At 56.0% G+C, this 24038-nt stretch carries 41 protein-coding genes and 1 rRNA gene; 40 read left to right on the top strand and 2 right to left on the bottom strand.

Annotated elements, in window-relative coordinates; genetic code table 11:
• The 34 genes from SE16_RS15175 to rpsI form a co-directional block, all read left to right on the top strand.
• Positions 1-129 (top strand): EF-Tu C-terminal domain-related protein (locus SE16_RS15175; RefSeq protein WP_456236521.1); only part of this gene is annotated, 129 nt, incomplete at its 5' end.
• 67 nt (positions 130-196) lie between these two features.
• Positions 197-505 carry a 30S ribosomal protein S10 gene (gene rpsJ, locus SE16_RS00115; RefSeq protein WP_054491845.1) on the top strand — a complete coding sequence of 103 codons (309 nt, stop codon included), beginning with the start codon at positions 197-199 and terminating at the stop codon, positions 503-505.
• 128 nt (positions 506-633) lie between these two features.
• The gene (gene rplC / locus SE16_RS00120; RefSeq protein WP_054491844.1) at positions 634-1284 is read left to right on the top strand and encodes a 50S ribosomal protein L3; all 651 of its coding nucleotides are present in this window, start codon (positions 634-636) and stop codon (positions 1282-1284) included.
• A gap of 13 nt (positions 1285-1297) precedes the next feature.
• On the top strand, positions 1298-1936 hold the full coding sequence (gene rplD / locus SE16_RS00125; RefSeq protein WP_054491843.1) for a 50S ribosomal protein L4: 639 nt from the start codon (positions 1298-1300) through the stop codon (positions 1934-1936).
• 1 nt (position 1937) lies between these two features.
• Complete coding sequence (locus SE16_RS00130) at positions 1938-2225, top strand: 50S ribosomal protein L23 (RefSeq protein WP_054491842.1); 288 nt, start codon at positions 1938-1940, stop codon at positions 2223-2225.
• 36 nt (positions 2226-2261) lie between these two features.
• Entirely contained in the window at positions 2262-3098 is an 837-nt protein-coding gene (gene rplB / locus SE16_RS00135) for a 50S ribosomal protein L2 (protein ID WP_054491841.1), read from the top strand.
• A gap of 22 nt (positions 3099-3120) precedes the next feature.
• The gene (gene rpsS / locus SE16_RS00140) at positions 3121-3402 is read left to right on the top strand and encodes a 30S ribosomal protein S19 (RefSeq protein ID WP_054491840.1); all 282 of its coding nucleotides are present in this window, start codon (positions 3121-3123) and stop codon (positions 3400-3402) included.
• Between the two features lie 51 nt (positions 3403-3453).
• Positions 3454-3807 carry a 50S ribosomal protein L22 gene (rplV, locus tag SE16_RS00145; RefSeq protein WP_054491839.1) on the top strand — a complete coding sequence of 118 codons (354 nt, stop codon included), beginning with the start codon at positions 3454-3456 and terminating at the stop codon, positions 3805-3807.
• A 33-nt stretch (positions 3808-3840) separates the two neighbouring features.
• Positions 3841-4482: a 30S ribosomal protein S3 gene (rpsC, locus tag SE16_RS00150; protein ID WP_054491838.1), complete on the top strand. Its 642-nt coding sequence runs from the start codon at positions 3841-3843 to the stop codon at positions 4480-4482.
• Between the two features lie 63 nt (positions 4483-4545).
• Positions 4546-4983 (top strand): 50S ribosomal protein L16, encoded by a 438-nt coding sequence (rplP, locus tag SE16_RS00155; protein ID WP_054491837.1) that lies wholly within the window; start codon positions 4546-4548, stop codon positions 4981-4983.
• On the top strand, positions 4980-5186 hold the full coding sequence (gene rpmC, locus SE16_RS00160; protein WP_054491836.1) for a 50S ribosomal protein L29: 207 nt from the start codon (positions 4980-4982) through the stop codon (positions 5184-5186). Before rplP ends, rpmC begins: the two co-directional genes overlap by 4 nt.
• 1 nt (position 5187) lies before the next feature.
• A complete protein-coding gene (gene rpsQ / locus SE16_RS00165) occupies positions 5188-5445 on the top strand; it encodes a 30S ribosomal protein S17 (protein ID WP_054491835.1) in 258 nt (85 codons plus the stop codon).
• A 2-nt stretch (positions 5446-5447) separates the two neighbouring features.
• Entirely contained in the window at positions 5448-5816 is a 369-nt protein-coding gene (rplN, locus tag SE16_RS00170; protein ID WP_054491834.1) for a 50S ribosomal protein L14, read from the top strand.
• A 39-nt stretch (positions 5817-5855) separates the two neighbouring features.
• Positions 5856-6209, top strand: coding sequence for a 50S ribosomal protein L24 (gene rplX / locus SE16_RS00175; RefSeq protein ID WP_054491833.1), 354 nt, complete (start codon positions 5856-5858; stop codon positions 6207-6209).
• An 83-nt stretch (positions 6210-6292) separates the two neighbouring features.
• Positions 6293-6850: a 50S ribosomal protein L5 gene (gene rplE, locus SE16_RS00180; protein WP_054491832.1), complete on the top strand. Its 558-nt coding sequence runs from the start codon at positions 6293-6295 to the stop codon at positions 6848-6850.
• 15 nt (positions 6851-6865) lie between these two features.
• Positions 6866-7048 carry a type Z 30S ribosomal protein S14 gene (locus SE16_RS00185; protein WP_054491831.1) on the top strand — a complete coding sequence of 61 codons (183 nt, stop codon included), beginning with the start codon at positions 6866-6868 and terminating at the stop codon, positions 7046-7048.
• A gap of 30 nt (positions 7049-7078) precedes the next feature.
• Entirely contained in the window at positions 7079-7477 is a 399-nt protein-coding gene (gene rpsH, locus SE16_RS00190; RefSeq protein ID WP_054491830.1) for a 30S ribosomal protein S8, read from the top strand.
• A 58-nt stretch (positions 7478-7535) separates the two neighbouring features.
• Positions 7536-8078 carry a 50S ribosomal protein L6 gene (gene rplF, locus SE16_RS00195; RefSeq protein ID WP_054491829.1) on the top strand — a complete coding sequence of 181 codons (543 nt, stop codon included), beginning with the start codon at positions 7536-7538 and terminating at the stop codon, positions 8076-8078.
• 85 nt (positions 8079-8163) lie between these two features.
• Positions 8164-8541, top strand: a complete 378-nt coding sequence (gene rplR / locus SE16_RS00200; RefSeq protein WP_054491847.1) for a 50S ribosomal protein L18 — start codon at positions 8164-8166, stop codon at positions 8539-8541.
• Positions 8542-8555: 14 nt separating this feature from the next.
• On the top strand, positions 8556-9095 hold the full coding sequence (gene rpsE / locus SE16_RS00205; protein ID WP_054491828.1) for a 30S ribosomal protein S5: 540 nt from the start codon (positions 8556-8558) through the stop codon (positions 9093-9095).
• Positions 9092-9295: a 50S ribosomal protein L30 gene (gene rpmD, locus SE16_RS00210; protein WP_305765001.1), complete on the top strand. Its 204-nt coding sequence runs from the start codon at positions 9092-9094 to the stop codon at positions 9293-9295. Before rpsE ends, rpmD begins: the two co-directional genes overlap by 4 nt.
• A gap of 74 nt (positions 9296-9369) precedes the next feature.
• The gene (rplO, locus tag SE16_RS00215; RefSeq protein ID WP_054491827.1) at positions 9370-9846 is read left to right on the top strand and encodes a 50S ribosomal protein L15; all 477 of its coding nucleotides are present in this window, start codon (positions 9370-9372) and stop codon (positions 9844-9846) included.
• 82 nt (positions 9847-9928) lie between these two features.
• Entirely contained in the window at positions 9929-11263 is a 1335-nt protein-coding gene (gene secY / locus SE16_RS00220) for a preprotein translocase subunit SecY (protein ID WP_054491826.1), read from the top strand.
• Between the two features lie 20 nt (positions 11264-11283).
• A complete protein-coding gene (locus SE16_RS00225) occupies positions 11284-11976 on the top strand; it encodes an adenylate kinase (RefSeq protein ID WP_054491825.1) in 693 nt (230 codons plus the stop codon).
• Complete coding sequence (gene map / locus SE16_RS00230; RefSeq protein ID WP_054491824.1) at positions 11973-12719, top strand: type I methionyl aminopeptidase; 747 nt, start codon at positions 11973-11975, stop codon at positions 12717-12719. The genes SE16_RS00225 and map overlap by 4 nt, the downstream gene beginning before the upstream one ends.
• Before the next feature lie 131 nt (positions 12720-12850).
• Positions 12851-12967, top strand: coding sequence for a 50S ribosomal protein L36 (gene rpmJ / locus SE16_RS15180; RefSeq protein ID WP_082373862.1), 117 nt, complete (start codon positions 12851-12853; stop codon positions 12965-12967).
• A gap of 36 nt (positions 12968-13003) precedes the next feature.
• Positions 13004-13387, top strand: coding sequence for a 30S ribosomal protein S13 (rpsM, locus tag SE16_RS00235; protein WP_054491823.1), 384 nt, complete (start codon positions 13004-13006; stop codon positions 13385-13387).
• A gap of 61 nt (positions 13388-13448) precedes the next feature.
• Entirely contained in the window at positions 13449-13844 is a 396-nt protein-coding gene (gene rpsK, locus SE16_RS00240) for a 30S ribosomal protein S11 (RefSeq protein WP_054491822.1), read from the top strand.
• A 22-nt stretch (positions 13845-13866) separates the two neighbouring features.
• On the top strand, positions 13867-14502 hold the full coding sequence (gene rpsD / locus SE16_RS00245) for a 30S ribosomal protein S4 (protein WP_054491821.1): 636 nt from the start codon (positions 13867-13869) through the stop codon (positions 14500-14502).
• 92 nt (positions 14503-14594) lie between these two features.
• Positions 14595-15575, top strand: a complete 981-nt coding sequence (locus tag SE16_RS00250; RefSeq protein WP_200907165.1) for a DNA-directed RNA polymerase subunit alpha — start codon at positions 14595-14597, stop codon at positions 15573-15575.
• A 16-nt stretch (positions 15576-15591) separates the two neighbouring features.
• On the top strand, positions 15592-15963 hold the full coding sequence (gene rplQ, locus SE16_RS00255) for a 50S ribosomal protein L17 (RefSeq protein ID WP_054491819.1): 372 nt from the start codon (positions 15592-15594) through the stop codon (positions 15961-15963).
• Positions 15964-15983: 20 nt separating this feature from the next.
• Entirely contained in the window at positions 15984-16784 is an 801-nt protein-coding gene (truA, locus tag SE16_RS00260) for a tRNA pseudouridine(38-40) synthase TruA (RefSeq protein ID WP_054491818.1), read from the top strand.
• Positions 16781-17215 carry a 50S ribosomal protein L13 gene (gene rplM / locus SE16_RS00265; protein WP_054491817.1) on the top strand — a complete coding sequence of 145 codons (435 nt, stop codon included), beginning with the start codon at positions 16781-16783 and terminating at the stop codon, positions 17213-17215. Before truA ends, rplM begins: the two co-directional genes overlap by 4 nt.
• Positions 17216-17228: 13 nt before the next feature.
• Positions 17229-17627, top strand: a complete 399-nt coding sequence (gene rpsI / locus SE16_RS00270) for a 30S ribosomal protein S9 (RefSeq protein ID WP_054491816.1) — start codon at positions 17229-17231, stop codon at positions 17625-17627.
• Positions 17628-17698: 71 nt separating this feature from the next.
• Here rpsI and SE16_RS00275 read toward each other — a convergent pair whose 3' ends face one another.
• The gene (locus SE16_RS00275) at positions 17699-18622 is read right to left on the bottom strand and encodes a decaprenyl-phosphate phosphoribosyltransferase (RefSeq protein ID WP_054491815.1); all 924 of its coding nucleotides are present in this window, start codon (positions 18620-18622) and stop codon (positions 17699-17701) included.
• A gap of 76 nt (positions 18623-18698) precedes the next feature.
• Between SE16_RS00275 and SE16_RS00280 the strand changes: the two genes are divergently transcribed.
• Together SE16_RS00280 and SE16_RS00285 are read left to right on the top strand one after the other, a co-directional pair.
• Positions 18699-19520: a TlyA family RNA methyltransferase gene (locus tag SE16_RS00280; RefSeq protein WP_054491814.1), complete on the top strand. Its 822-nt coding sequence runs from the start codon at positions 18699-18701 to the stop codon at positions 19518-19520.
• Between the two features lie 67 nt (positions 19521-19587).
• Entirely contained in the window at positions 19588-20508 is a 921-nt protein-coding gene (locus SE16_RS00285) for an MBL fold metallo-hydrolase (protein ID WP_200907164.1), read from the top strand.
• A gap of 76 nt (positions 20509-20584) precedes the next feature.
• Here the strand turns inward: SE16_RS00285 and SE16_RS15865 are convergent, their stop codons facing one another.
• A complete protein-coding gene (locus SE16_RS15865; RefSeq protein WP_160316926.1) occupies positions 20585-20755 on the bottom strand; it encodes a hypothetical protein in 171 nt (56 codons plus the stop codon).
• Positions 20756-20897: 142 nt separating this feature from the next.
• Between SE16_RS15865 and dnaX the strand changes: the two genes are divergently transcribed.
• The 4 genes from dnaX to SE16_RS00305 all read left to right on the top strand — a co-directional run.
• Entirely contained in the window at positions 20898-22577 is a 1680-nt protein-coding gene (gene dnaX / locus SE16_RS00290) for a DNA polymerase III subunit gamma/tau (RefSeq protein ID WP_054491812.1), read from the top strand.
• On the top strand, positions 22577-22948 hold the full coding sequence (locus SE16_RS00295; protein ID WP_054491811.1) for a YbaB/EbfC family nucleoid-associated protein: 372 nt from the start codon (positions 22577-22579) through the stop codon (positions 22946-22948). The genes dnaX and SE16_RS00295 overlap by 1 nt, the downstream gene beginning before the upstream one ends.
• Before the next feature lie 12 nt (positions 22949-22960).
• Positions 22961-23566: a recombination mediator RecR gene (recR, locus tag SE16_RS00300; protein WP_054491810.1), complete on the top strand. Its 606-nt coding sequence runs from the start codon at positions 22961-22963 to the stop codon at positions 23564-23566.
• A gap of 385 nt (positions 23567-23951) precedes the next feature.
• Positions 23952-24038, top strand: a 16S ribosomal RNA gene (locus tag SE16_RS00305); the annotation flags it as partial.

The following is a 24038-nucleotide window of genomic DNA, read 5'->3' on the forward strand; positions in this document are numbered from 1 at the left end:
CCGGGCGACAACGTGAACATGACCGTGGAACTGATTGCGCCGGTGGCGTTGGAAGAAGGGTCGCGCTTCGCTATCCGCGAAGGTGGCCGCACCGTCGGCGCCGGTGTCATCACCAAGATTCTCGAATAAGTCGGGCATGGGGGCATGGCCCTCGGGTCATGCCCCTCATCTGGACTGGAATTGCGGAGAAAAACGTATGGCACAGCAACGTATTCGAATCCGTCTGAAAGCGTACGACCATCGGTTGTTGGATCAGTCGGCGCGTCAGATTGTAGAAACGGCCGAGCGTACAGGCGCGCGCGTCATTGGCCCCGTGCCGCTGCCGACTCGTAAAGAACGCTTTACGGTCATGCGCTCGCCGTTTATCGACAAGGATTCTCAGGAACACTTCGAGATTCGGACGCACAAGCGTCTGATCGACGTGATTAATCCTGACAGCCGCACGATTGAGAGTCTGACGAAACTCAATTTGCCGGCTGGTGTCGATATCGAAATCAAGTTGTAAAAAGTGGCCGCCACTCTCGAGCACGGGCGCAGAGGAGCGCGGGAAGAGGCGTCTGGCGGGGCAATGCTCCGCAAGTCTCCTGGCTTCCTGCCCCCTGCTCCCCTTGTTCAGAATTGGGGGAAGAGGCGATGAAAGGTATTCTTGGGAAGAAAATCGGCATGACCCAGATTTACGATGAAAACGGGCAGGTTATTCCTGTGACCGTCATCGAGGCTGGGCCGTGCTTTGTGACGCAGATCCGCACGAAAGAACGCGACGGCTACAACGCCGTGCAGTTGGGCTTCGAGCAAGTCAAGCCGAAGAAACTGAATAAGCCGCAGTTGGGCCATCTGGAAAAGGCCAATGCGCCGGCACTCAAGTACCTGCGCGAGTTCCCGTTGGAAGATGGCGAAGAACTCTCGCTGGGACAGCGCATTGACGTGTCGGTCTTTGAAGTGGGTGAATTGGTGGACGTGACCGGTGTGAGCAAAGGTCGTGGCTTCGCCGGTGGCGTCAAGCGCCATAACTTCAACCGCCAGCGCAAAACGCACGGCCAGAGCGACCGCGAGCGTGCACCTGGTTCGCTGGGTGCCGGTACGTCGCCGGGGCGTGTGTTCAAAGGCAAGCGCTTGCCCGGTCATATGGGGCAAGAGCGCGTGACGGTGCAGAACCTGAAAGTGGTGATGGTTGACCCCGAGCGCAATCTGCTGGTTGTGAAGGGGGCCGTGCCCGGCGCGCGCAACGGTCTGTTGATGATCCGCAAGGCTGCCAAGGCGAAAGCCAAGGCGGGCAAGCGCTAGGGGAGGTCGAACCATGAAGATTCCGGTGTATAACATGCAGGGCGAGCAGGTGCGTGAAATCGAACTGTCGCCCTACATCTACGAAATTGAACCGAATGTGAGTGTGATGCACCAGGCGCTTGTGCGCCAGCATGCCAATGCCCGCTTGGGGACGCACAGCACCAAGACGCGCGCCGAAGTGGCTCGCACGGGTGCAAAGGTGTGGCGCCAGAAAGGGACGGGCCGTGCGCGCCAAGGTTCGCGCCGTGCGCCGCACTGGGTTGGTGGTGGTGTTGCGTTTGGCCCCAAGCCGCGCAAATACACCAAAGATATGCCGAAGAAGATGCGCCGCCTGGCCATTCGCTCGGCGTTGGCCACGAAGGCGCAAGCCGGCAAAATCGTGGTGGTCGAAGATTTGGCCTTTGAAACGCCGCGCACGAAAGAAATGGCGGCTGTGTTGGAACGCTTGGGCATTGGCGGCAAGAGCACCGTTGTGTTGGTCGGCTTGGGCGATGATGAAAACGTCAAGCGCTCAGCCGCGAACCTGGAAGATGTCAAAACGCTGCACTGGCGCTACCTCAATGTGCGCGACCTGTTGGGGCACGAATACTTGCTGATGCCGGTGCAGGCTGTTGAAGCCATTGACGCCCTTTGGGGCGAGAAGGAGGCGTAAGATGCACCCATATGAAGTGCTGAAGCGCCCGATTGTGACCGAAAAATCGTTGCGCTTGCGCGATGAATTCAACCAATACGTCTTTGAAGTGGATCGTCGCGCGAACAAGCGCCAGGTAAAAGAAGCCGTTGAGTTGGCGTTCGATGTGACGGTGGAAGATGTGCGCATTATCAACGTGCCCGGCAAGACGCGCCGCTGGGGGCGCAAGACGGTGCGCACGTCGCCGTGGAAGAAGGCAATCGTCACACTGGCCGAAGGCGACTCGATCCAACTCTTCGAGGGTGTCTAAACGCCGGTGCGCTAGCAGCATGTAGGGAGCGATACGATGGGAATCAAGGTTTACAAGCCAACCACACCCGGCCGCCGTGGCATGACCGGGTACGATTTTAGCGAAATTACCAAGACCGAACCGGAACGTTCGCTCGTTGAACCGCTGAAGAAACACGCCGGCCGTAACAACCAGGGGCGTATCACGGTGCGCCACCGTGGTGGCGGGAACAAGCGCAAGTACCGCATCATTGACTGGAAGCGCGACAAGGATGGCATTCCCGCCCGTGTGGTGAGCATTGAATACGACCCGAACCGCACGGCACGCATTGCGTTGCTGACGTATGCGGACGGCGAAAAGCGCTACATTATCGCCCCGTTGGGCTTGAAAGTGGGCGATGTGTTGATGAGCGGTCCCGAAGCGGACATTCGTGTGGGCAACGCTTTGCCTCTGGCCGATATTCCGGTGGGTACTGTGGTGCACAACATCGAATTGGAACCCGGCAAGGGGGCGCAATTGGTGCGCGCCGCTGGTACCTCAGCGCAGTTGATGGCGAAGGAAGGCGATTATGCGACCTTGCGCTTGCCCAGTGGGGAAATGCGCATGGTGCATATTCGCTGCCGCGCGACGATCGGCCAGGTCGGCAACGTGGAGCATGGGAACATCAAGTTGGGGAAAGCCGGCCGCAAACGCCATATGGGCTGGCGCCCAGAAGTGCGTGGTTCGGCCATGAACCCGGTGGACCACCCGCACGGTGGTGGTGAAGGGAAGGCGCCGATTGGGTTGCCTGGCCCGAAGACGCCGTGGGGCAAGCCCGCTTTGGGCAAGAAGACGCGTCGTCGCAAGACGACCGACAAGTTCATTGTGCGCCGCCGTGGTTCAAAGCGCCGCTAGTGGATAGGAGAGGAGTAGGACGATGGCTCGTTCGCTGAAAAAAGGGCCGTACGTAGATCCAAAACTGTTGCGCAAAATCGAAGAAATGAACAAGACCGGCCAGAAGCGCGTCATCAAGACGTGGAGCCGCCGCTCGACAATCTTCCCACAGATGGTGGGGCACACCATTGCTGTGCACAATGGCCGCCAGCATGTGCCCATCTACATCACGGAGCAGATGGTCGGTCACAAGTTGGGTGAATTTGTGCCGACGCGCACGTTCCGCGGGCACGAAGCGAAGGACAAGAAAAGCAAGCGCAAGTAGGAGCAGAGGGGGCGGGCTTTCCCGCCGACCGAATGCGTGTGAGGGATACCTATGGCAGAGCAAACACTCGAAGCACGGGCAGTGGCTCGGTACATTCAAATGTCGCCGTACAAAGTGCGCCGTGTCGTCAACGTCGTGCGTGGCATGCCTGTTGAACAGGCTGTGGCGACACTGCGCCTCATGCCGCACCGTGCCGCCAAGCCGGTGCGCAAGGTTATTGAGAGCGCCGCGGCCAACGCCGAAGAAAACCTTGGCCTCAGCCGCAGTGATCTTTACATTGCCGAAATCCGTGTGGATGAAGGGCCGACTCGCAAGTGGCGCCGTTTCGCCGCTCGCGGTCGTTTCAAGCCCATTTTGAAACGAAGCAGCCACATTTCGGTTGTGCTGCGTGAGATGGGGTCCTGAGTAGAGGACATGATGAGGAAGGAGTAAGGAACCTTGGGACGCAAAGTACATCCTTACGGTTTTCGTCTCGGAATTACCAAAGATTGGAAAGCCCACTGGTACGCTGAGGGTGATCGCTACGCGGAGCAGGTGCAGGAAGACCGCCGCATCCGCGAGCACATCCGCAAGCAATTGGGGCGTGTCGGGATTAGCGACATCCGGATCAAGCGCTTCCCCAATCAGATTGAAGTTACCTTGTGGACGGCGCGTCCGGGTGTTGTGATTGGGCGCAAAGGCGAAAACATCAAGAATTTGCGCGAATCGCTGGAAGCCCTGACCGGCAAGAAAATCAAGGTGGACGTGCACGAGGTCGAAAACCCTGATACGGATGCCTATTTGATCGCCGAGAACATCGCCATGCAGTTGGAGCGCCGCATCAGCCATCGCCGTGCGATGAAACAGGCGGTGCAGCGCGCTATGCGTGCCGGCGCCAAGGGCATCAAGATTCGCGTGGGCGGCCGCCTGTCGGGGGCTGAAATGGCCCGCAAGGAAGACGTACAGGAAGGCCGTGTACCGCGCCACACGTTGCGCGCGGATATTGACTACGCCAACACCGAAGCGTTGACAACTTTTGGTCGCATTGGTGTGAAGGTGTGGGTGTACAAGGGCGATGTGAAGCCCGAAGACGAGATGTAAGATTGAGAGAAGGGCTTGCCGCTTTGTTCCGGCGAGCCGTGTAGAGAGCGAGGTGGCAGAACCATGTTGATGCCGAAGCGTGTCAAATACCGAAAGCAGTTCCGCGGGCGCATGCGCGGCAAAGCCACGCGCGGGAACCAGGTCAGTTTTGGTGAATACGGGTTGCAGGCGCTGGAACCGGCCTGGATTACTGCACGCCAGATTGAAGCCGCCCGCCGTGCGATTGTGCGCTATGTGCGCCGCAGCGGGAAACTCTGGATTCGTATTTTCCCGGATAAGCCGGTGACCAAAAAGCCCGCCGAAACCCGTATGGGTTCCGGGAAGGGGAACGTGGAATACTGGGTTGCCGTGGTGAAGCCGGGGCGCGTGATGTTCGAGATTGCTGGTGTGCCTGAAGATGTGGCGCGCGAAGCGTTCCGTCTGGCGGCGCACAAGTTGCCCATCAAGACGCAGGTCATCAGCCGTGCCGAAACATCCGTTGAAGGAGGGAGTGAGGCATGAATGCGGCAGAACTGCGTCAACTGACGGACGAAGAATTGAAGGCCAAGTTGGATGAGGCGTACAAGCAGTTGTGGAGCCTGCGCTTCCAGCACGCTTCGCGCCAGTTGAAAGATACATCGCAGATTCGCCAAACGAAGCGGCTGATTGCGCGCATCAAGACGATTCTGCATGAGCGCCGCTTGGCCGAGGAGAAGGAGGGCTAACATGGCGCGAGAGCGTCGGAAACGCCTGGAAGGCGTTGTGGTAAGCGACAAAATGGACAAGACCGTGGTTGTGCTGGTCGAGCGCCTGGTGCGCCACCCGATTTACGGGAAGCAGGTGCGCCGCTCCAAGAAATACCATGCGCACGACGAGCGCAACGAAGTGCGTGTTGGTGACCGCGTCGAAATCGTTGAGTCGCGTCCCATCAGCAAGACGAAGCGCTGGGTGGTGACGAAGATTCTTGAACGTGCGGAGCAGTAGCCATGATTCAACAAGAATCGCGATTAGTAGTGGCCGATAACACCGGTGCCCGCGAGTTGTTGTGCATCCGCGTGCTTGGCGGGAGCAAACGCCGCTATGCGCGTGTTGGCGATGTGATTGTCGCTAGTGTGAAAGATGCGCAGCCGGGCGGTTCGGTGAAGAAGGGGGACGTTGTGCGCGCTGTTGTGGTGCGCACCAAGAAGGAGTACGGCCGCCCCGACGGCACGTACATCCGCTTTGATGACAATGCAGCGGTGATTCTGGACAACCAGGGCAATCCCAAGGGAACCCGTATTTTTGGCCCCGTGGCGCGTGAATTGCGCGAAAAGGGCTTCATGCGGATTGTTTCCCTCGCGCCCGAGGTTCTGTAAAGGCCGTGGGCCTTCCCGTACCGTAGGAGGCGAGGAAAGATGAAAATCAAGAAGGGCGACATTGTTGAAGTGATTACCGGTAAAGACGCCGGCAAGCGCGGCGAAGTGCAGCGCGTCGTGCGCGGCAAGTTCAAGTATGGCCGCAAGAAGGGGCAAAAGGACCCCAACCACGATCGCGTGGTGGTGGCTGGCGTCAATCTGGTGGTGAAGCATCAACGCCCGCAGCCGGGGGTTCAGCAGGCTGGGCGTATCACGGTGGAAGCGCCGATTCATCACAGCAATGTGATGCTGGTTTGCCCGAACTGCGACAAACCCACGCGGGTGAAGATTGATCGTTCCGAAGGCAAGAAAATCCGCATTTGCAAGAAATGCGGGAAACCAATTGACAAGTAGGCAAACGTGGGGCTGAGCGCCCTGCACAACTTCGGGGCGTCGTTCAAAAGAGGAGCGGCGGTCTCGAAAGGGTGAGGTGAGACATGGCAGCACGACTCGAACAAATCTATAAAGAACGTGTGGTGCCTGCGTTGATGGAAGAGTTCAAGTACAAAAACATCATGCAGGTGCCACGCATCGAAAAAGTTGTGGTGAACATCGGGCTGGGTGAAGCGTTGCAAAACGCCAAGGCGCTTGAATACGCCGTGGAAGACCTGGCAACGATTACCGGCCAGCGGCCTGTCATCACGCGCGCGAAGAAGAGCATTGCGAACTTCCGTTTGCGCGCTGGGCAGCCAATTGGTGTGAAGGTGACACTGCGTGGCGAGCGCATGTGGTCGTTCCTGGATCGTCTCATGAATGTGGCGTTGCCGCGCCAGCGCGACTTCCGCGGTGTGTCGCCGGATTCGTTCGATGGGCATGGCAACTACACGTTGGGTTTGCGTGAACAGTTGGTCTTCCCCGAAATTGACTACGACAAGATTGACAAAATTCGGGGCATGGAAATCACCATTGTGACGACCGCAGAGACGGACGAAGAAGGCCGGCGCTTGTTGGCGTTGTTGGGGATGCCCTTCCGCCAGCGCCGGGCGGCTCGCTAAAAAAGGAGTGGAACCGTGGCTAAGAAATCAATGATTGCGCGCGAAAAACGACGGAAGTATCGTGTGCAGGTGCGCAACCGCTGTGAGCGGTGTGGGCGCCCGCGTGCGTACATTCGTCGGTTCCGCCTGTGCCGTATTTGCTTCCGCGAACTCGCTTTGCGTGGTGAGATTCCGGGAGTGAAGAAGGCTTCGTGGTAAGCGCGGAAAATCGGTAGCAGGAGTGAGATTATGACCGTTACGGACCCGATTGCCGATATGCTGACGCGTATCCGCAATGCGCAGATGGCGCGCCATCGCTATGTGGATGTGCCGACGAGCAAGATGAAGCACGCCATTGCGCAGATTTTGGCGGATGAAGGGTATATCGAACGCGTCGAAGTGATCGAGGCCAAGCCGCGCAACTTGTTGCGCCTGTGGCTGAAGTACGATGAGAACAAGAAGCCCGCTATTACGAACTTGAAGCGGGTGAGCAAGCCTGGCCGCCGCATCTACGCCGGTAAGCGCGAAATTCCGTGGGTGCTGAGCGGGATTGGTATCGCCATCCTCAGCACCTCGCGCGGGATTATGACGGATCGTCAAGCGCGCCGGTTGGGTGTGGGTGGCGAAGTGCTCTGCTACGTCTGGTAAGGAAACGCCGGGGCGGCGACGACCGCCGGTGAGATTTTGACGAGTTGGAGGGACACGAATGTCACGCATTGGGAGAATGCCCGTGCCGGTCCCGGCTGGTGTGACGGTGGATATCCAGGGGAACACGATCACGGTCAAAGGCCCGAAAGGGCAGTTGTCCTACACGTTCCACCCGGATATGCAGGTGTCGCTGGAAGATGGGCGGATTGTTGTCCGCCGTCCGAGCGATGAACGTCAACACCGGGCTTTGCACGGCCTGACGCGTGCACTCATCAACAACATGGTGGTGGGTGTCTCGCAAGGCTACAAGAAGGATTTGATTCTGGAAGGGACCGGCTATCGCGCGGATCTCAAAGGTACAACGCTGGTCTTGAACGTGGGGTACAGCCACCCGGTGGAAATTGAAGCGCCGGAAGGCATTACCTTCGAAGTAGACCGCTCAGGCAAGAGCCTGTCGGTCTCGGGGATTGACAAGCAGTTGGTGGGTGAAATTGCGGCGCGCATTCGCCGTGTGCGACCGCCCGAACCCTACAAGGGCAAGGGGATTCGCTACGCGGATGAAGTCATTCGCCGCAAGGCCGGGAAGAGCGGCCGCGCATAATCGTTGAACGATCTTGAATGTGCCGGCGGACGATGAGGAAAGAGCATCGGCGTCGGACAACGATGGAGGAGTGGACATGGCTCGCATGAGTAAACGCCAGCGGTCACGCACACCGCGCGCGGCTCGGAAGCGCCGACACCTGCGTGTTCGCCGCAAGGTGTTCGGGACGCCGGAGCGCCCGCGCCTGAATGTGTACCGCAGCCTGACGAATATCTATGCACAAATCATTGATGATACGGTTGGGCATACGCTGGTTTCGGCCAGCACGTTGGAAAAAGGTTTGCGCGATGAAGTGAAGGGGTTGAAGCCGGTGGAGGCGGCACGCAAAGTTGGCTTGGTGCTGGCTGAGCGTGCGAAGCAAGCCGGTATTACCAAAGTTGCTTTCGACCGTGGTGGGTACAAGTATCATGGCCGTGTGAAGGCACTGGCCGAAGGTGCCCGTGAAGGTGGACTTGAGTTCTAGGAGGCAGCAGGCAAATGGCTCGACGTGAAGGACGCCGCGAGCGTCAAGAAACCGAATTCGAAGAAAAGGTTGTGCACATTGCCCGCACCGCCAAGGTGGTGAAGGGTGGTCGCCGCTTTGCCTTCCGCGCCGCTGTGGTCGTTGGCGATGGCAACGGCCGCGTTGGCGTAGGCATCGGCAAAGCGCGTGAAGTGCCTGCGGCCATCCGCAAGGGCGTGGAGCGCGCGAAGCGCAACATGATTGAAGTGCCGCTGTTGGGTGATACGATCCCGCATGAAATCACGGTGGATTTTGGCGCGGCACGCGTCTTTATGAAGCCGGCTGCTCCCGGTACTGGGGTGATTGCCGGTGGTGCCGTGCGTGCTGTTGTTGAAGCCGCCGGTGTTCGCAACATTCTGACGAAGTCGCTGGGGTCGAACAATATCATCAACGTTATGCAGGCGACGTTTGAGGGCTTGAAGCAGATGAAAGATGTGCATGAAGAAGCCCGTCGTCGCGGCAAACCACTGGCACAGATTGTGCCGCCGTGGTACAAGTCGGAGGTTGAAGAGTGAGCGAGAAATATTTGCGCATCCGCTATGTGAAGAGCATGATTGGCGCCAAGGAGCGCCACAAGCGCACGGTGCGCGCTTTGGGGCTTCGCCGCCTTGGCGATGAGGTGGTGAAGAAGGCTGACCCGGCTATTTTGGGGATGGTGCGTGCCGTTGCGCACCTGGTTGAAGTCGAAGAGGTTGAAGCCCCCGAGGCTGAATAACGTCCTTCGGGGGAATGCAGGCGGGAGCCCGGACTTGCCTGCGGCATGAAATTCCGAAAGATGGAGCGATTGTTATGAGCGAAAAAGATCTCAAACTGCACGACCTGCGCCCGGCGCCGGGCAGCACCAAGCAGCGCAAGCGAGTGGGTCGTGGCAACAGTGGCAAAGGCGGCACCTATGCCGGCCGTGGTCGTAAGGGGCAAGGTGCGCGCAGTGGTGGAACGAAGCAACCCTGGTTCCGCGGGATGAGCACCCGCATGAACCGCCAACCGTTTGTGCGCGGGGTTGGGTTCCGCCAAGTGTCGCGCGTTGAATACCGCATCATCAATGTCGAACGGATTGACGCTGCTTTTGATGCGGGCGCCGAAGTCACGCCCGACCTGTTGCTCGAAAAAGGCCTCGTCAAGCGCAGCAAGAAGCCGTTGAAGGTGCTGGGCGAAGGCGAGATAACCAAAGCGCTGACGGTGAAAGCACACGCGTTCTCTCAATCGGCACGCGAGAAAATCGAAGCGGCCGGTGGACAGGCGATTGAAATTCCCTACGAGGGGTAAAGCCCGTTGGCAACCACAGAGAAAGGTGGCCACCACCGGCCGTTTCGTGCCGGTGTGTGAGAACGGAGATTAGGAGCGATATATGCTGGATGCGCTTCGTAACGCATTCCGCTTGCCAGATTTGCGGTCAAAGTTGTTGTATACGCTGGGCTTGCTGGTGGTATACCGCTTTGCAGCCCATATCCCCGTGCCGGGGGTTGATCGTACAGCGCTGGCCGATTTTTTGGCAAGTAACCAGTTAGCCGGTTTGTATGACTTGCTTTCGGGGGGCGCGTTGGCCAACTTCTCGGTGATGGCGATGGGGGTGTATCCCTACATCACCGCTTCGATTGCTATTCAGTTGCTGACGCCGCTCATTCCAACGTTGCAAGAACTGTCTCGCGAAGGCGAGCAAGGGCGCAACAAAATCAACCAATACACTTACTGGTTGACAGTGCCGCTGGCGCTCTTGCAAGGGTTGGGCCAGGCGGCGATTATGCGCCAGGTGGGTGTGTTGCCCAATTTTGGGTTTTCAGCGGCGTACATTTTGCCCACGGTTGCAACGTTGTTTGCGCTCGTCGCCGGTACCATGTTTGCCATTTGGCTGGGCGACTTGATTACTGAGCGCGGTATCGGCAACGGGATTTCCATTATCATTCTCGGTGGGATTGTTTCGCGTGCGCCGCAAAATATTGTGCGTCTGGCGGCAACCAGCACGCTGACACTCATCCTGTTCCTCATTTTGATGGTGGTGACGGTCTTTGCCATCGTGGTGATTCAGGAAGGACAGCGGCGTATTCCGGTGCAGTATGGTCGCCGCGTCCGCGGGACGAAGGTGTACGGTGGGCAGAGCACATACGTGCCTTTGCGGGTCAACTCGTCGGGGATGATTCCGATTATCTTCGCGCAGAGTTTGTTGCTCTTCCCGCAGTTGATTGCCGGGTATCTGCGTGTGCTGGACATTCCGGTTGTCGCCGACGTTGCTGATTTCATTTACAATTTGATGAGTACGACCAATCCGTTCTACTGGATTTTCTACTTCTTGCTGGTTGTAGCGTTCACCTACTTCTACACAGATGTCATTTTCAGCCAGCAAAATTTGGCGGACACATTGCGCCGCCAAGGGGGCTTTGTGCCCGGTATTCGTCCAGGGCGCCCGACGGATGAATATCTGACGGGAGTCTTGCGCCGTATTACCATCGTCGGCGCGGTGTTCTTGGGTATCATTGCGATTTTGCCCTACTTGCTGCGCCTGGTCCTTGTACCTTTGGGGGTGCCGCTGCCGGGTACAAATGCCGCTGCTGACCCGATGGTGATTTCAGGTGTGGGCTTGCTCATCGTGGTTGGTGTTGTGCTGGATACGATGAAGCAACTTGAAGCCCAATTGACCATGCGTCACTACGAAGGTTTTATGCGCAAGTCTGGTTTCATGGGCTGACGCGAGTGAAGGAGTAGACGATGGCGTCTCGCCGCTATGTGATTTTGTTCGGTGCGCAGGGGTCGGGGAAGGGAACACAAGCCCGGCTCTTGCAGGAAAAGTTGGGGATTCCCCAGGTCGCGACGGGCGATTTGTTTCGGTACAACTTAAAGAATAATACCGAGTTGGGGCAGTTGGCCAAGGGGTATATGGACCGCGGCGAACTGGTCCCAGATGAGGTCACGAATGCGATGGTGCGCGAGCGCCTCTCGCGGGAAGATGCCGCCGATGGGGCGATTCTCGACGGGTATCCGCGCAATCTGAATCAGGCGCGCGCGCTTGATGAAATGTTGGCGGAATGGGGCGCTGAGGTCACGCGTGCCATCTACATTGATGTCAGCATGGATGAATTGATGCGCCGCTTGACTGGCCGCCGCGTTTGCCGTTCTTGCCAGGCGACGTATCACGTTGTGTTCAAGCCGCCTCGGCAGGAAGGTGTCTGTGATGTGTGTGGCGGCGAGTTGTATCAGCGTGATGACGACAAAGATGAAGCCGCGATTCGCCGCCGGTTGGAAATCTATCAGCAAGAAACGCTGCCGGTGATTGAGTATTACCGCGAACGCGGGTTGCTTTCTGAAGTGTCGGGTGAGCAGCCAATTGAAGCCGTCAACGCCGACATTTTGAAGGCGATTGGCGTACCGGCGGACGATGTGCATGAGGCGACTGCCGAATGATTGTCATCAAATCACCACGTGAAATCGCCATCATGCGCGAGGCTGGCCGGTTGGTGGCGCAAGCACATGAGATTGTGCGCGAACTGTTGAAGCCGGGGATTACGACGCGAGAGATAGACGAGAAGGTTGAAGCCTTCATTCGCTCGCAAAACGCGGAACCCAGTTTCAAAGGGTATCACGGATATCCAGCGTCAACGTGCATTTCAATCAATGAAGAGTTGGTGCACGGTATTCCCGGCGAGCGGCGTATTGAAGAAGGCGATATTGTCAGCGTTGATATTGGCGTGTATTACAAGGGGTATCATGGAGATTCAGCCTGGACGTATGCCGTAGGCCCCATTTCGCCTGTCGCACAGCGTTTGTTGGAAGTCACTGAGCGTTCGCTCTATGCCGGCATAGAACAAGCCCGTCCCGGTAATCGGCTGAGTGATATTGGCCACGCAGTGCAAAAAGTAGTAGAGGCTGCCGGCTTCTCGGTTGTACGTGAATACGTTGGGCATGGCATTGGACGGGAGATGCATGAAGACCCGCAAGTGCCCAACTATGGTGAACCGGGGCGTGGTCCGCGTTTGCGGCCTGGGATGACGTTGGCGATTGAGCCAATGGTCTGTGTCGGTGATTGGCGCACACGTGTATTGTCCGATAAGTGGACAGTTGTGAGTGCCGATGGCAGTTTGACGGCACATTTCGAACATACCGTAGCCATCACCGAGGATGGACCAGAAATTTTGACAGTCTTGTGAAATATCCCGTTGAGGACGAGTGCAAGCGAACTTGACGGGATTTGATTCTCGCATACAATCTATCGTTGGCATCTCGGCGTCCTGCTCGCAGGGGCCGAGATGTGTTGTGTTGAAAGGTCGGAGGATTCATCATGAAAGTGCGACCATCAGTCAAGAAAATGTGTGCTCACTGCCGCATCATTCGCCGTCATGGGCGTGTGTACGTAATTTGCAGCAAGAACCCGAAGCACAAGCAGCGACAAGGCTAAGCCTGCGTCGCGGCGCAAGGAGTTGAGGAGCGGAACATGGCACGTATTGCAGGTGTAGACTTGCCGCGAGATAAGCGCGTCGAAGTTGCGTTGACGTACATTTATGGGATTGGCCGCTCGCGCAGCCTGGAAATTTTGCGCAAAGCGGAAGTCAATCCTGATGTGCGGGTGAAGGATTTGTCGGAAGATGAAATCGCCCGCTTGCGTACGGTGATCGATCGCGATTACAAGGTTGAAGGCGATCTTCGCCGTGAAGTGAACCTGAATATCAAGCGATTGATTGAAATTGGGACGTATCGCGGTTTGCGCCACCGCCGTGGTTTGCCCGTGCGGGGGCAGCGGACGCGCACGAACGCGCGCACCCGCAAAGGTCCGCGCAAGACGGTTCCAGGCAAGAAGCGCAGCCGCGCCAAGAAGTAATTTCCAGTTTGCTTGGGTGTAGCGCCCTAGCCAGAAACGTGTAGGAGACAGGGGGTAACAAATGGCTCGACGACGTGTTCGTCGTGGGACGCGACGCCGCGAGCGGAAGAATATTCCGCACGGTCAGGCACATATCCACGCGACTTTCAACAATACAATTGTGACAATTACAGACCCCAATGGCAACACGATTTCGTGGGCCAGCGGTGGGACGGCTGGCTTCAAGGGTTCGCGCAAGAGCACGCCATATGCGGCCCAAGTGGCGGCGCAACAGGCTGCCGAAGCCGCTATGCAGCACGGTTTGCGCGAAGTAGATGTTTTTGTGAAGGGGCCTGGTCCAGGGCGCGAGTCGGCGATTCGTGCTTTGATGCAGGCCGGTTTGAAGGTTGTGAGTATCACGGATGTGACGCCAATTCCGCACAACGGATGCCGCCCGCCCAAAAAGCGGCGTGTGTAAAAGGTAGGGAAGAGGATACGGTATGGCACGATATACGGACGCTGTTTGCAAACTTTGCCGACGTGAAGGCGAAAAACTCTTTTTGAAAGGCGAACGCTGCTTCGGCCCGAAGTGCGCTGTGGAGCGCCGCCCATATCCGCCGGGTATGCATGGGCAAAAGCAGCGGTTCCGCCGCAAGATGTCGGACTACGGCATGCAGTTGCGTGAAAAGCAGAAAGCGCGCCGCATTTACGGTGTGCTGGAACGCCAGTTCCGCCGCTACTTCTATGATGCGGTGCGTCAGCCGGGTCAGACGGGTGAAAACCTGCTTCGTTTGCTGGAACGCCGCCTTGATAACGTGGTGTACCGCATGGGCTTCGCCGATTCACGTGCGCAAGCGCGCCAGTTGGTGACGCATGGGCATTTCACGCTCAATGGTCGCCGCCACAACATTCCATCGTACCTGGTGAAGCCGGGCGATGTGATTAGCGTGCGTGAAGGCAGCCGCAAGCGCACGTACTTCAAGGAAATTGGCGAGCACATGGAAGGCAAGGCGGTTCCGGAATGGCTGGAAGTTGACCCGACGACGTTGACCGGGCGTGTGATTGCCTTGCCCGAACGTCATCAGATTGATATTCCGGTGAACGAGCAGTTGATCGTTGAGTACTACTCGCGCTAATCGCTGACCCAAATCTGCGACAACTGTCGAGAACTTGACCCTGTGCCCGCCGTTCAATTGGCGTGGCACAGCGATTTATGAGGAGGGTTTCGTTGGATATCGTAATGCCGCGAATCGAGCGCGAAGTAGTGACGCAGACCCACGGGCGCTTTGTGATTGCCCCGTTGGAGCGAGGATATGGCATCACGGTGGGCAATGCGCTGCGCCGTGTGTTGCTGAGTTCTTTGCCAGGGGCGGCGGTCACCTCTATTCGTGTGACGGGGGTGCACCATGAGTTTAGCCCTATTCCGGGCGCAAAAGAGGATATGATTCAATTTATCCTCAATGTGAAACAGTTGCGCCTGAAGTTGCACGGCGAGGAACCAATGCGTATGCGGTTGACGGCGCGGGGGCCTGGTGAAGTCACCGCCGCCGACATTGAAGCACCGAGCCAGGTGGAGATTGTCAATCCAGAGCTGCACCTGCTCACGCTCGATAATGAAGAATCAGAAGTTGAAGTCGAATTCCAGGTTGAGCATGGACGGGGGTTTTCGCCCGCCGATGAACGTGGGCGCTTGCCAATTGATGAAATCCCCGTTGATGCGATTTTTAGCCCGATTCGTCGTGTGCGCTACGACGTCGAACCGGAACGTGTTGGGCAAAGCCACGATTTTGATCGGTTGGTCATCAGTATTTGGACGGATGGGACAATTGATCCGGAAAGTGCATTGAAGCAAGCGGCCGAAATTTTGGTACAGCACTTTGCGATTGTGGCGGGTGGTGTTCCTGCTTTGCAGGTCAAAGTGCCCGCTGCGGCTGAAGAAGAAGAGGAAGAAGGCGCGGACACCGGCATCCCGGCTTCGGTTTACAACCGCCCCATCGAAGATTTGGGATTGCAGGTGCGTGCGTACAACTGCTTGAAGCGTGCTGGTATTACCAATATCGGGCAGGTTTTGGAACGTTTGCAAAAAGGCCGCGACGAAATGCTGGCAATCCGCAACTTTGGGGAAAAGTCGTTAGAAGAATTGCTGGAAGCCCTTGAAGCCAAAGGGTATTTGCAGTATCTTGCGAATACCCAGAGCCAGACGGAATAAGGTAGGAGACGGAGCCATGAGACACCGGGTAAAACGACGCCACTTTGGGCGTGATCGCGACCATCGCAAGGCGCTCTACCGCAATTTGGTGACGGAAATTTTGCGCCACGAGCGCATCATGACGACCGAAGCCAAGGCGAAGGCGGTGCGCCCCTATGTGGAACGCATCATTACGTTGGCGCGCAAAGCCAAGCAAGATCCATCGTATGCGTTGCATGCACGCCGCCAGGCATTGGCGTTTGTGAACGACAAAACGGTTGTGCATGATTTGTTCGAAAAGAAAGTGGATCGCTTCCTTGATCGCCCCGGCGGCTACACGCGCATCATCAAGTATGGTCCGCGCCGTGGCGATGGGGCGCCGATGGCGATTATCGAGCTTGTTGACTGAGATGGTTGCCGATTTTCGGCATGTCTGCTCATTACAAACTGACGGTTGAATATGACGGGACGGCGTTCGCCGGGTTTCAAATTCAGGCGAATGCGCGGACTGTTCAAGGCGAACTGGAAGCTGCGTTGCAGCGTTTGAATCGCAACCAGTCGGTTCGCTTGCGTGGGGCAGGGCGCACCGATGCAGGTGTCCATGCCATCGGTCAGGTTGTGGATTTCTGGCTCGATTGGCATGATGAAGATGAGCGCCTTGTTCAAGCGTTGAATGCGATTTTGCCCCACGATATTGCTGTGCGTGATATTGCACGTGTGCCAGAGTCCTTTCACAGCCGATATAGCGCGCGTTCGCGCTCGTATCGCTACACCATCTGGAATCGTGCAGTGCGTCGTCCGCTTGTGGCACGCTGGTCGCTCCACGAGCCCCGGCGACTGGATGCCGAAGCGATGCACACTGCCGTCCAGATGTTGTTAGGCACGCATGACTTTGCCAGTTTTGGCCGTCCGACGCAGGGCGAGTCCACCGTGCGTCACATGATGCGGGCGCAGGTCTGGCGTGATGGCGATTGGGTCTATGTGGACCTGGAAGCCAATGCGTTTCTGTACCGCATGGTGCGCCGTATTGTTGGGACGTTGCTTATCATTGGACGGGGGCAAGCCCCCCCGCAGTGGATGCAGGAAGTACTGACGGCTCGTCGCCCGGATGCGGCGGGGGCTACGGCTCCACCGCATGGGCTTTGTTTGATGGCCGTTCGGTATGAAGAGGATGAAACCGAAGAACAAGGACCGCTCACATCGGTCGGTGCGCAGGAGTCGGAATCATGAAGACGATTTCAATTAAGCCGGAAGAAGTACAGCGCGAATGGTGGGTTGTGGACGCCGAAGGTAAAACGCTTGGGCGTCTGGCAACGCAAATTGCCACCATCTTGCGCGGCAAGCATAAGCCGTATTACACACCGCACGTTGATTGCGGCGACTACGTGATTGTCATCAATGCTGAAAAGGTCGCTGTCACGGGCAACAAATTGGATCAAAAGATCTATTATCGCCACTCCGGGTATCCGGGTGGGTTGAAGCAACGCACGTTACGCGAACAGTTGCAGCGCCACCTGGAATTGGTTATTGAGAAAGCGGTGAAGGGGATGCTTCCCAAGAACCGCTTGGGGCGCAAAATGTTCAAGAAGTTGAAGGTGTATGCCGGGCCAGAACATCCCCACCAGGCCCAGCAACCTAAACCGCTTGAGTTGGATACGTAAGGGAGGCGCATAAGTGGCTGAGAACCGTTATTTCTACGCCGTCGGTCGCCGGAAGACGGCTTCGGCGCAAGTACGTTTGTATCCGGAAGGGACGGGGCAGATTACCGTTAATGGGAAGCCCGTCAACGAATACTTCACCCGTGAACAGGACTTGGTGGAGATTTATGCGCCGTTGCGCGCCACCGGTCATGAAGGGACGTTTGATATCACGGTGGTTGTGCGCGGTGGCGGCGTGACGGGGCAAGCCGGTGCTGTGAAGCACGGTATCGCTCGTGCGTTGCTGAAGTATGATGAAAACTTGCGCCCGGTATTGCGTCGCGGTGGTTTCCTCACTCGCGATCCGCGCATGAAGGAACGCAAGAAGCCGGGTCTCAAGCGTGCTCGCAAGGCGCCGACCTACACCAAGCGTTAATGGTGTGTATGCCAAACGAAAAACAGCCCCTACGCAAGGGGCTGTTTTCTTTTTGGAAGTGGGGTGCGTGATTAGCGGGGAAAGATATACAAAATGGAAATGACCAATACACCCCACAAAAGAATGGTGGCCATCAGAGGTTTGTCTTGCAACAGGGCTTCTTCGGGAGCGCCGCCAAGATTTTTACGATGGATGAGATACAAGTAGCGAAAAAGCCCATAGAGGGCAAAGGGAATCGTGAGCATCATGGCATGGTTGTCGGGCAAGTTTTGTGCGGTGAAGGTATAAAGCGAATACGCAATCACCGTGCTGGCTGTAACAACACTGAGCATTTCATCAAGCAGTTCCTCGGTGTATTCTTCTAGAACGCGACGGTGAGAGCCTCGGTTTTGTTGGAGTAAAATCAACTCATGTCGGCGTTTGCTAATCGCCAAGAAGAGGGCTAATAAAATCGTGACCACATACAGCCATGGTGAGATGGGGGCTTCAATCACAAATGCGCCGGCCATAGCACGGAGAACGAAACCGGCTGCAATTGAAAAGACATCAAGGAGGACGATGTTCTTCAAAATGAATGTGTAGGCGAGATTGTTGAGGACATAGGCGAGTGCTGCTACGCCAAACCACTTTTGAAGCCAGAAGGCGCATGGAATAAGTGTGCCGAACAAGAGAATGACGCTGATAGTGGCCACGGAGCGTTTGAGACGCCCGGATGGTAGGGGGCGGTGGCGTTTGACCGGGTGCTGACGGTCTTTTTCGATATCTGCCAGGTCATTTAGAATGTACACTGCACTTGATAGCAGACAGAAAAGCCCAAAAGCCGCGACGGAAGTCAGTACGGCGGGTGGTGAAAGAAGAAGGCGATCGTCTGAGAAGACAAGCCCCGCGAAGATAACCAGGTTTTTCGTCCATTGCTTTGGACGCATGGTTTCAAGCAACGCCATCATTTGTGAATAAGGTGAAGTATCTGATTCATGGGGCTGGAACGAAGGCATGCCCGTCCTCCTCAAAATGTATATTTGGGACAGGCAGATACTATGCAAGGTGTTTGAGGCGTCAATCGGGGGGAGAATGGGGAAGAAAGAACGCTTGGATGTTTTGCTTGTTCATAAAGGGCTTGTGGAGAGTCGCACGCAAGCCCAGCGCCTGATTATGGCGGGGGCGGTGCGTGTGGATGGCCAAGTGGTGACAAAAGCGGGTACGCGTATTCCGCAAGATGCGGTGTTGGAAGTTGAAGCGGCGCAGCCGTATGTCAGTCGTGGTGGGTACAAATTGGCGGCGGCACTGGACACGTTTGGGCTGGATGTGCGTGGGATGGTGGCCGCTGATGTGGGCGCCAGTACGGGCGGGTTTACCGATGTGTTGTTGCAACGTGGCGCAAAGCGTGTCTATGCAATTGACGTTGGATATGGACAGTTGGCCTGGAAGTTGCGTGAGGATGAGCGGGTTGTTGTTATGGAGCGTACCAATGCCCGCTATGTTGAAAAATTGCCTGAAACGGTACACCTTGTCACGATAGATGCCTCTTTCATTTCGCAGCGTTTGCTTTTACCCGCCGTGCGTAAGTGGTTGGATGAGCAAGGGCATGTTGTGGCATTGATTAAACCGCAGTTTGAAGCCGGACGTGACCAGGTGGGTAGAGGCGGGGTTGTACGGCATCCGGCAGTACACAAGCAGGTTCTCCAAGCGTTGGTTCGTTGGGCGTATGAAGAAGGATGGTGTGTAAATGGCTTGACGTATAGCCCGATACGTGGGCCGTCGGGCAATATTGAGTTTTTGTGGTGGTTACGCCTCTCAGATGGGCTTCCAATCGAGAGAGTACATCAGCAGATAGATGAAGTTGTTGAAAAAGCGCACAAGGCTTTGCCAAATAAAGCGAAACATATACACTAGAATGGCCCATTTGGCGATTCAGGCAATCTTGAAGTAGCCTTTGATGCAACGAAGGAGTGGACGGCTTGTGAGCGCACAGTTTCGTTTACGATTTTGGGGAGTCCGCGGCAGTTACCCTGTACCTGGCCCGGGCACGATTCATGTGGGGGGGAATACGCCCTGCGTTGAAATTGAAGCCAATGGGCATTTGATTATTCTCGACGGTGGCACTGGTTTGATTCATTTAGGCAATGACCTCGTGCGACGGCAGCGTGAAAATGGCGGGAAGCCTATTCACGCTGTTATTTTATTTAGCCATACGCACCATGACCACACACAGGGCGTCCCCTATTTTACGCCGGCGTATATCCCCACATCAACGTTTTATATCTTTGGTCCCCGTATGTTCCATGAGCAAGTCAATGAAGCGTTGCGCCGTTCCATGTTGCCGCCCAATTTCCCCATAGAGTTGGATGATTTGCGTTCCATGCGCATTGTGCGTGATTTGCATGAGGCTGAGAGTTTGTGGCTTTTGCCTGAACAGCCCGAACCGATGATTCGGAACATTTACCGTGAAGGGCCGTTAGATGTAGATGATGTTGTGCGTATTGACGTCCTCAAGAGTTATGGGCATCCGCAAGAGGGTGTGTACATTTACAAGATTTCATACCGTGGGCATTCGATTGTCTATGCAACGGATACGGAAGGTTATATTGGTGGGGACCGGCGATTGATTCAGTTTTCACGCGGGGCGGATGTGCTGATTCATGATGCTCAGTACACACAGGCTGAATACCTGGACCCCGTTGTTTCAAAGCAGGGGTGGGGGCATAGCACGCCGGAAATGGCCATTGAGGTTGCCCAAGCCGCGCAGGTTAAGCGATTGTATCTGTTTCATCATGATCCTTCACATGATGATGAAACGTTGTTTGAGATTGAGGCGGAAGCCCAAAAGTTGTTCCCCAATACGTATCTTGCGCGAGAGGGGCTGGATATTACGATTCTCTAAGCAGGTATGTAGATATCAACAAACGCAAAAAAGCGGGGAAACCCCGCTTTTTCGTGTAGAGTACCTGGCCTTTGGTTCAGAACCCCCCGCTGAGGAATCCCGCGACCAAACTCAACACCATGCTAATGACAATGAGCAGGCTGAGAGCATAGAAAATCTTGGTGTTGCGGTTCATCTGTGCAGCGCGGCGTGTGCTGTACGTCACGGTGCTACTTTTCTTCTTGCGCGATTTGTTTTTCTTCGCCATGGAAACCCTCCCTGACATGTGCTCGGTGTGAGCACACTATACCACAAGCAGGCTTTGGTGAAAAACGAGAGCGGAGAGAAGGCATTGCCCGTTTGCCGCGACGATGCTAAGATTGGTCAGACTCAGCAAGGAAGGAAGCCTTATGGCGCGACAAGCCCTGTATCGGAAATGGCGTTCGCAAACCTTCGATGAAATCGTTGGTCAAGAACATGTAACCCGTACGCTCAAAAATGCTTTGCGGGCGGGGCGCATTGGGCATGCGTACCTTTTCACAGGACCGCGGGGGACGGGAAAGACTTCCACAGCGCGCATTTTGGCAAAAGCGGTCAATTGTGAAGCGCCCTTGGAAGAACGTCCGTGTGGCACGTGCCATATGTGCCGCTCAATCGCCGAAGGTCATTCGCTTGATCTGATCGAAATTGACGCGGCGAGTAATACCAGTGTGGATGATATTCGTGATTTGCGAGAAAAAGTGGGGTTTGCACCAGCCGAAGGGCGCTTCAAGGTGTATATCATTGACGAAGTGCACATGCTTTCCAATAGCGCTTTCAACGCATTGTTGAAAACGTTGGAGGAGCCACCTGCACACGTCATTTTTGTATTAGCCACAACCGAAGTCCACAAAGTGCCGGCAACTGTTTTGAGCCGATGTCAACGGTTTGATTTTCAGCGTATTCCTGTTGAGAAAATTCGCGCGCACTTGGCTTACATTCTTGATGCGGAGGGCGTTGCGTACGAACCTGATGCGTTGGACATTGTGGCGCGCCAAGCGACGGGGAGTTTGCGCGATGCGCTGAGCCTGCTCGACCAGTTGCTTGCTTCAGGTGGTGGCACCCTGACGGTACAGATTGCGCGCGAAGTGCTTGGCGTGCCGCACGAAGAGCATGTGCTGGCGCTATTGCAGGCTATTCAAACGGGTGATGCCGCCGCGGGATTTCGCGCGATTCGCCAGGCGCTTGATCGGGGAAGCGATGCGCGCCAATTCTTGGCAGCAATTTTAGAACATTTGCGAGCGTTGCTCATTTTGCGCTTGGGGGGCGTCGAAGAATTGCCCGAATGGTCGGACGACCATTTGGCGCAATTGCGTGTCTTGGCAGATGGGCTGACACCGCATGCTATCATGCAAAGTATTCGAGCCTTCCAGCAAGCAGGCGCTGATTTGAAGCTGGGGCTTTCGCCTCAATTGCCGCTTGAAGTTGCATTTGCCGAGGCGCTTTTGGCGGGGCAGCAAAGAAACGAGCGCGTCGAGCCGCGGCCACAATCGAGCCATTCGGCGACGGCTGCGCCTCGCGCCAGTACTCGCGCACCAGAGCCTGTTGGACACCCGTCACCACCACCGCCCCCGCCTGAAACAAAAGCTGTTGCCACCAAAGTTGTCTCAGGCGATGATGCGATTGAAACCGATAGCCAGGGTCATGATTTGTCGTGGTGGCAAACAAAATGGCCTGAGTTTTTGGAATGGTTGAACAGACGTGGTGATAAAGGAAAACGTCTGGCTGTGCGCTTGAAGTTTGGAGAGCCGTATCAACTTGATGGGAACACCTTGACGTTGCGCTTTGCGCATTCGATTCACAAGGACAAAGTGGAAGAACCGGAGACGCGCGGGCTTGTGCAGCGTGCCGTGAAAAGCTTTGGTGGGGCGCCTTTGTCCATCCGGTGTGTCTGGATTCCAGATGAACAGATGGATGCACCACGTACGAAAACCAAATATGAAGAAGCGGCGGAAGACCCGCTGATTCAAACAGCCATGAAAATGGGCGCACGTATTGTTGACGTCTATATGCCGAATGAGAGACCAGCGACAGACGAAGGAGGTGTTTGATGGCGAAGAAGAAAATTCGCAAACCGGGTGCTAAGAAAGGGGGCGGTTCGATGAATCCACAAGACTTGCTTGCTCAGGTGCAAAAATTGCAAGCCGAAATGATGGCCGCTCAGGAAGCACTGAAGGAGGAAATTATTGAAGCCTCTGCTGGGGGCGGCGTTGTCAAAGTACGTATGACGGCTGCGCAAGAGCTGGTAGGGGTTGAAATTGCCCCCGAGGTTGTGGATCCTGAAGATGTTGAAATGTTGCAAGACTTGTTGGTGGCTGCATTCAACGAAGCATTGAACAAAGCGCGAGCCGTGGCCGAAGAACGCATGGCGCCCTTTGCGAGTATGCTCGATATGGGAGGACTGGGCGGCTTGCTTGGTTGAAAGGGGGACGCTGTGAGTGTGATACCCAAGGCTGTTGCACGATTGATTGATGAATTTTCAAAATTGCCAGGCGTGGGGCCTAAAACGGCTTCACGCCTGACTTTCTATTTGTTGCGGGCTCCGGAAGAGCAGGTCAAAGCTCTGGCAGACGCATTGTACGAATTGCGGCAAAATCTCGTTATGTGTTCGCGGTGTTTCAACATTGGAGAATCTGATCCATGTGCTATCTGCCTCGATGAATCGCGGGACCAAACAGTCGTGTGCGTTGTTGAAGAGCCGCTGGATGTCATAGCGATTGAACGCACTGGTGTGTACAAGGGGCTGTATCACGTGCTGCACGGCGCGATTTCTCCTGTTGATGGAATTTTGCCGCAAGATTTACGCATCCGTGAGCTCATTCAGCGTGTGCAGCGGGAGCCTGTTCAAGAAGTGATTTTAGCGACTAACCCTACATTAGAGGGTGAGGCAACGGCTGAATACATTGCACGTCAACTGCGAACCCACCCAGTGCGATTGACGCGTTTGGCGCGTGGATTGCCAATGGGAGGGGATTTGGAATACGCTGACGAAGTAACGCTCAGTCGAGCATTGCAAGGACGGAGTGAGTGGCATCAGTGATTTGACAAGAATGCCATTCTCTCTATAATCCCCGCTCGCTGCTGACGAGAGCAGCGCACTTTGAAAAAGCAAGACGGACGGCGCCGAATGTGGCGTACCCGTTTGACAAGAGTGCGGGAAGTGGATATACTTTTCGCTGCTCCAAACGACAGCGCCACATTTTTTGTTGCCCTTGCGTTGTGTGTTCTGCGTTCTCTTTCGCGTAGCGAAGAGAAGGCGGAGCAACAAGAGGTGGCAACGGGGATTTGACAAATCTCAAGAAGGTGATATAGTACTCGGCGCTGTTCGAGACGGCACCTTACCAATTGAAAAGTGGTCGAGACGTCAAGCCGGTCGTGAGTCAGAAATTCCGGATACAGACTCTCAATCGCTACGGCGATAATATTTCACGGAGAGTTTGATCCTGGCTCAGGATGAACGCTGGCGGCGCGCCTAACACATGCAAGTCGAGCGAGCAGTCACGGTCCTTCGG

Origin of the sequence: Ardenticatena maritima, from assembly GCF_001306175.1 — a bacterium.
Classification (GTDB): Bacteria; Chloroflexota; Anaerolineae; order Ardenticatenales; family Ardenticatenaceae; genus Ardenticatena; species Ardenticatena maritima.

What these genes read in the sequence shown, in the direction of transcription:
- rplC (WP_054491844.1), top strand. Translation starts at nt 634, where the DNA reads ATGAAAGGTATTCTTGGGAAGAAAATCGGCATGACCCAGATTTACGAT.
- rpsQ (WP_054491835.1), top strand. Translation starts at nt 5,188, where the DNA reads ATGGCGCGAGAGCGTCGGAAACGCCTGGAAGGCGTTGTGGTAAGCGAC.
- map (WP_054491824.1), top strand. Translation starts at nt 11,973, where the DNA reads ATGATTGTCATCAAATCACCACGTGAAATCGCCATCATGCGCGAGGCT.
- SE16_RS15865 (WP_160316926.1), bottom strand. Translation starts at nt 20,755, where the DNA reads ATGGCGAAGAAAAACAAATCGCGCAAGAAGAAAAGTAGCACCGTGACG.
- SE16_RS00280 (WP_054491814.1), top strand. Translation starts at nt 18,699, where the DNA reads ATGGGGAAGAAAGAACGCTTGGATGTTTTGCTTGTTCATAAAGGGCTT.
- secY (WP_054491826.1), top strand. Translation starts at nt 9,929, where the DNA reads ATGCTGGATGCGCTTCGTAACGCATTCCGCTTGCCAGATTTGCGGTCA.
- rpmC (WP_054491836.1), top strand. Translation starts at nt 4,980, where the DNA reads ATGAATGCGGCAGAACTGCGTCAACTGACGGACGAAGAATTGAAGGCC.
- rplF (WP_054491829.1), top strand. Translation starts at nt 7,536, where the DNA reads ATGTCACGCATTGGGAGAATGCCCGTGCCGGTCCCGGCTGGTGTGACG.
- SE16_RS00130 (WP_054491842.1), top strand. Translation starts at nt 1,938, where the DNA reads ATGCACCCATATGAAGTGCTGAAGCGCCCGATTGTGACCGAAAAATCG.
- rplR (WP_054491847.1), top strand. Translation starts at nt 8,164, where the DNA reads ATGAGTAAACGCCAGCGGTCACGCACACCGCGCGCGGCTCGGAAGCGC.
- rplB (WP_054491841.1), top strand. Translation starts at nt 2,262, where the DNA reads ATGGGAATCAAGGTTTACAAGCCAACCACACCCGGCCGCCGTGGCATG.
- dnaX (WP_054491812.1), top strand. Translation starts at nt 20,898, where the DNA reads ATGGCGCGACAAGCCCTGTATCGGAAATGGCGTTCGCAAACCTTCGAT.
- rpmJ (WP_082373862.1), top strand. Translation starts at nt 12,851, where the DNA reads ATGAAAGTGCGACCATCAGTCAAGAAAATGTGTGCTCACTGCCGCATC.
- truA (WP_054491818.1), top strand. Translation starts at nt 15,984, where the DNA reads ATGTCTGCTCATTACAAACTGACGGTTGAATATGACGGGACGGCGTTC.
- rplO (WP_054491827.1), top strand. Translation starts at nt 9,370, where the DNA reads ATGAGCGAAAAAGATCTCAAACTGCACGACCTGCGCCCGGCGCCGGGC.
- rpsK (WP_054491822.1), top strand. Translation starts at nt 13,449, where the DNA reads ATGGCTCGACGACGTGTTCGTCGTGGGACGCGACGCCGCGAGCGGAAG.
- SE16_RS00295 (WP_054491811.1), top strand. Translation starts at nt 22,577, where the DNA reads ATGGCGAAGAAGAAAATTCGCAAACCGGGTGCTAAGAAAGGGGGCGGT.
- rpsM (WP_054491823.1), top strand. Translation starts at nt 13,004, where the DNA reads ATGGCACGTATTGCAGGTGTAGACTTGCCGCGAGATAAGCGCGTCGAA.
- rplE (WP_054491832.1), top strand. Translation starts at nt 6,293, where the DNA reads ATGGCAGCACGACTCGAACAAATCTATAAAGAACGTGTGGTGCCTGCG.
- rpsS (WP_054491840.1), top strand. Translation starts at nt 3,121, where the DNA reads ATGGCTCGTTCGCTGAAAAAAGGGCCGTACGTAGATCCAAAACTGTTG.
- SE16_RS00275 (WP_054491815.1), bottom strand. Translation starts at nt 18,622, where the DNA reads ATGCCTTCGTTCCAGCCCCATGAATCAGATACTTCACCTTATTCACAA.
- SE16_RS00225 (WP_054491825.1), top strand. Translation starts at nt 11,284, where the DNA reads ATGGCGTCTCGCCGCTATGTGATTTTGTTCGGTGCGCAGGGGTCGGGG.
- rpsD (WP_054491821.1), top strand. Translation starts at nt 13,867, where the DNA reads ATGGCACGATATACGGACGCTGTTTGCAAACTTTGCCGACGTGAAGGC.
- rplX (WP_054491833.1), top strand. Translation starts at nt 5,856, where the DNA reads ATGAAAATCAAGAAGGGCGACATTGTTGAAGTGATTACCGGTAAAGAC.
- rpsE (WP_054491828.1), top strand. Translation starts at nt 8,556, where the DNA reads ATGGCTCGACGTGAAGGACGCCGCGAGCGTCAAGAAACCGAATTCGAA.
- rplM (WP_054491817.1), top strand. Translation starts at nt 16,781, where the DNA reads ATGAAGACGATTTCAATTAAGCCGGAAGAAGTACAGCGCGAATGGTGG.
- rplV (WP_054491839.1), top strand. Translation starts at nt 3,454, where the DNA reads ATGGCAGAGCAAACACTCGAAGCACGGGCAGTGGCTCGGTACATTCAA.
- rplD (WP_054491843.1), top strand. Translation starts at nt 1,298, where the DNA reads ATGAAGATTCCGGTGTATAACATGCAGGGCGAGCAGGTGCGTGAAATC.
- rplQ (WP_054491819.1), top strand. Translation starts at nt 15,592, where the DNA reads ATGAGACACCGGGTAAAACGACGCCACTTTGGGCGTGATCGCGACCAT.
- rplN (WP_054491834.1), top strand. Translation starts at nt 5,448, where the DNA reads ATGATTCAACAAGAATCGCGATTAGTAGTGGCCGATAACACCGGTGCC.
- rpsJ (WP_054491845.1), top strand. Translation starts at nt 197, where the DNA reads ATGGCACAGCAACGTATTCGAATCCGTCTGAAAGCGTACGACCATCGG.
- rplP (WP_054491837.1), top strand. Translation starts at nt 4,546, where the DNA reads ATGTTGATGCCGAAGCGTGTCAAATACCGAAAGCAGTTCCGCGGGCGC.
- rpsH (WP_054491830.1), top strand. Translation starts at nt 7,079, where the DNA reads ATGACCGTTACGGACCCGATTGCCGATATGCTGACGCGTATCCGCAAT.